The 304-nt window shown below is 39.1% G+C and carries 1 protein-coding gene; it reads right to left on the reverse strand.

All coding sequences use genetic code 11. The annotated features are described in order from the left end of the window. Positions 1–304 (reverse strand): hypothetical protein (locus tag ACPYOJ_RS35050; protein WP_481420336.1); only part of this gene is annotated, 304 nt, incomplete at both ends.

Below are 304 nucleotides of genomic sequence, written 5' to 3' on the forward strand. Positions count from 1 at the left end.
CATCAGTCCTGTAAGATGATCTTCATCAAAGCTGAAAGTTGAGAAAAATCCCGTAAATGTAAGCGCAATTAATGATGGAAAGAACAGCACAAACGAAAAGACAAAAGCTGATAAAACGGTGGAAGAGACTTCCATTAATTTAGATTTTACCGTAGTAGTGCTTACTGCATAGCATAAAGTTGCCAGCAACAGTAACAAAATAGGAATCAGCTTAAATGTTCCACTTTCAGCATTACCTCCGAAAGCAAGCAGGCAAACGCCGGTGAAGCTTATCAAAGTTCCCGTAATTTGTTGCCTCGTTGTT

The sequence above is a fragment of the Rhizobium sp. SVR5-9E genome (genome assembly GCF_056755095.1).